Source organism: Vibrio sp. 10N.261.55.A7, assembly GCF_002877365.1.
Classification (GTDB): Bacteria; Pseudomonadota; Gammaproteobacteria; order Enterobacterales; family Vibrionaceae; genus Vibrio.
This window is the reverse complement of record NZ_MCWZ01000177.1, coordinates 1-3,283: the sequence shown is the minus strand read 5'-3', so window position 1 is coordinate 3,283 and position 3,283 is coordinate 1. Positions and strand designations below refer to the sequence as shown.

The following is a 3,283-nucleotide window of genomic DNA, read 5'->3' as shown; positions in this document are numbered from 1 at the left end:
TATCTCTGAAGAAGAAGTGACTCAAGAGGACATGGACCGTGCTATTCACACGGCTAAATCGATAAAAATTGGTGATGAATTACGCATTCTTCACGTGATACCTCAAGAGTTCACAATTGATTACCAAGAAGGTATTAAGAATCCACTTGGGTTGTCAGGTGTTCGTATGGAAGTCAGCGTTCACCTTATTTCTAGCCATAATGATATGGCTAAGAATTTAGTTAAAGCCGTTGAGCGTTGTGGGCTGACTGTTGAACAGTTAGTTTATTCTGGTTTAGCATCGAGTAATGCGGTCATCACTGAAGATGAACGTGAGCTTGGTGTATGTGTGGTAGACATTGGCGCCGGAACGATGGATGTTTCTATTTGGACGGGCGGTGCATTGCGTCACACTGAAGTTTTCTCATATGCGGGCAATGCTGTGACAAGCGATATTGCTTTCGCATTTGGCACACCAGTGAGTGACGCTGAAGAGATAAAAGTGAAATATGGCTGCGCGCTCAGTGAGCTCGTTAGCAAAGATGATACAGTTAACGTACCAAGTGTAGGTGGGCGTCCGTCTCGAAGTTTACAACGACAAACATTGTCTGAAGTAATTGAACCTCGCTACACTGAGCTTATGGGCCTCGTTAACCAAACTATTGATACCGTTCAAACCAAGCTAAGAGAAGATGGTATTAAACATCACCTTGCTGCTGGTGTTGTCCTCACTGGTGGGGCTGCGCAGATTGAAGGATTAGTAGAATGTGCGGAAAGAGTTTTCCGCAATCAAGTTCGCGTTGGTAAGCCGCTAGAAGTTAGTGGCTTAACAGATTATGTAAAAGAGCCGTATCATTCTACGGCTGTTGGTTTACTTCATTACGCAAAAGATAGCCAAATAAACGATGACATTGAATATAGCGAGCCTAAACGCCAATCAATGTCGAGTTTAGTGGGTCGTTTACGTAACTGGATACAAAAAGAGTTTTAACCTGAATAGCAGGAAAAACGGAGATAACAAATGTTTGAACCGATGATGGAAATGTCTGACGATGCTGTAATTAAAGTCGTTGGAGTTGGTGGCGGTGGTGGTAATGCCGTTGAACACATGGTGCGTGAATCCATCGAAGGCGTGGAATTCATCAGTGTCAACACGGATGCTCAAGCGTTACGTAAGACAAGTGTGAATAGCGTTATTCAGATTGGCGGAGATATCACAAAAGGACTTGGTGCGGGTGCTAACCCACAAGTTGGTCGTGATGCTGCGCTAGAAGATCGAGAAAGAATTAAAGAAGTTCTTACTGGTGCCGATATGGTATTTATAGCCGCTGGTATGGGCGGTGGTACGGGTACTGGAGCAGCCCCGGTTATTGCTGAAGTTGCGAAAGAACTTGGCATCTTAACCGTTGCTGTTGTGACTAAACCATTTAGCTTTGAAGGTAAAAAGCGTTTAGCTTTCGCCGAACAGGGTATTGAAGAGTTATCTAAGTCTGTTGACTCCTTGATTACCATCCCTAATGAGAAGCTACTCAAGGTTCTGGGTCGTGGCGTAACATTACTTGAAGCATTTGGCAGTGCAAACAATGTTCTAAAAAATGCCGTTCAAGGTATTGCCGAGTTGATTACTCGACCAGGCATGATTAACGTCGATTTCGCCGATGTACGAACTGTGATGTCTGAAATGGGACACGCGATGATGGGAAGCGGCATTTCTAAAGGTGAAGACCGTGCCGAAGAAGCTGCTGAAACAGCGATTTCAAGCCCATTACTAGAAGATATTGATTTAGCTGGTGCTCGCGGAGTACTTGTTAATATTACAGCTGGCTTAGACATGCGCTTAGATGAGTTTGAGACAGTAGGTAATACTGTTAAGGCATTCGCATCAGACAATGCAACAGTTGTTATTGGTACTTCACTTGATCCGGATATGACTGATGAAATTAGAGTTACGGTCGTAGCAACGGGCATAGGAACAGAGAAGAAGCCAGACATTACGTTGGTGGCAGGCGGTAAAGCGAAAATTGCACCAGTAGCTCAGCCTCAACAGCAAACGGCACCGACGCAGTCAGTCGCTAAAGCTGAAGAGAAATCGGCACAACCTTTGCAAGAAAAAAATCAGGTTGCCGCTCAACCTACAGCGACGCCGACAACGTCAAACTCAGGGCAGGCTGCTACAGCACCTAAAACTGAGAAAGAAAATGCATATTTAGATATCCCTGCGTTTTTACGTCGTCAAGCTGATTAATAATTGTTCGTAATTTGACAGCGTTCAAAATTATGTTAGCATGCTCGGTCTGTGTACATGCAGACCGTGATATGTAGCAAGTTTATTAAGGGAAGTAGATGATTAGACAACGTACTTTGAAAGAGATAGTGAAAACAACTGGTGTGGGTCTCCACTCTGGTCGTAAAGTCACGCTTACTCTTCGCCCTGCTGCTGCAAATACTGGTATCGTCTACCGTCGTACAGATGTCAACCCACACGTTGATTTTCCTGCTGATCCAGAGTCAGTAAGAGATACAATGCTTTGTACAGCGTTGGTTAATGAAGACGGTGTGAGAATTTCTACTGTTGAGCACCTAAATGCGGCGCTTGCAGGTATGGGAATAGACAACGTCATTGTTGAAGTTGATGCGCCAGAAATTCCAATAATGGATGGAAGTGCAAGTCCGTTTGTATTTTTATTACAACAGGCTGGTATCGAAACGCTTAACGCTGCAAAACGTTTTATTCGCATAAAGAAACCAATTCGTTTCGAAGATGGTGATAAATGGGCTGAGTTTGTTCCATTTAACGGCTTTAGAATGGATTTTGAGATTGAATTTGATCATCCTGCTATTGAAATTGATGAGCAGAGATTACAATTTGATTTCTCTTCCCAAGGTTTCATTAAAGAGATCTCTCGAGCTCGTACCTTCGGGTTCATGCGTGACATTGAGTATCTGCAATCGCAAAATCTCTGTCTAGGTGGTAGTTTTGATTGTGCCATCGTATTGGATGAGTACCGTATTCTGAATGAAGAAGGTCTGCGTTTTGCAAACGAATTCGTAACGCACAAAGTACTTGATGCTATTGGTGACCTTTACATGTGTGGACATGCAATCATTGGCGAGTTCCGTGCATACAAATCAGGACACGGTTTGAATAACCAGTTGCTTAGAGCTGTACTCGCTGACCAAGAAGCTTGGGAGTGGGCTACTTTCGAAGAGCAAGCTGGCTCTCCGGTCGCCTTCGCTGACCCTAATATGGTTCTAGCATAAGAAAAAAACCAGACACTGAGTCTGGTTTTTTTGGTTCATCGCG

Annotated in this window: 3 protein-coding genes; all 3 read left to right on the top strand. The window is 43.9% G+C overall.

Annotated features, from left to right (window positions below; all coding sequences use genetic code 11):
- Positions 1-970: cell division protein FtsA (ftsA, locus tag BCU12_RS09990; RefSeq protein WP_102404167.1), on the top strand; the 970-nt coding region annotated here is incomplete at its 5' end.
- A 30-nt stretch (positions 971-1,000) separates the two neighbouring features.
- Complete coding sequence (gene ftsZ / locus BCU12_RS09985; protein WP_102404166.1) at positions 1,001-2,224, top strand: cell division protein FtsZ; 1,224 nt, start codon at positions 1,001-1,003, stop codon at positions 2,222-2,224.
- A 98-nt stretch (positions 2,225-2,322) separates the two neighbouring features.
- Complete coding sequence (lpxC, locus tag BCU12_RS09980) at positions 2,323-3,240, top strand: UDP-3-O-acyl-N-acetylglucosamine deacetylase (RefSeq protein ID WP_102404165.1); 918 nt, start codon at positions 2,323-2,325, stop codon at positions 3,238-3,240.
- Positions 3,241-3,283: the final 43 nt, after the last annotated feature.

Excerpts from the sequence above, each read along its gene's own strand:
- ftsZ (WP_102404166.1), top strand. The coding sequence starts at position 1,001 with ATGTTTGAACCGATGATGGAAATGTCTGACGATGCTGTAATTAAAGTC.
- lpxC (WP_102404165.1), top strand. The coding sequence starts at position 2,323 with ATGATTAGACAACGTACTTTGAAAGAGATAGTGAAAACAACTGGTGTG.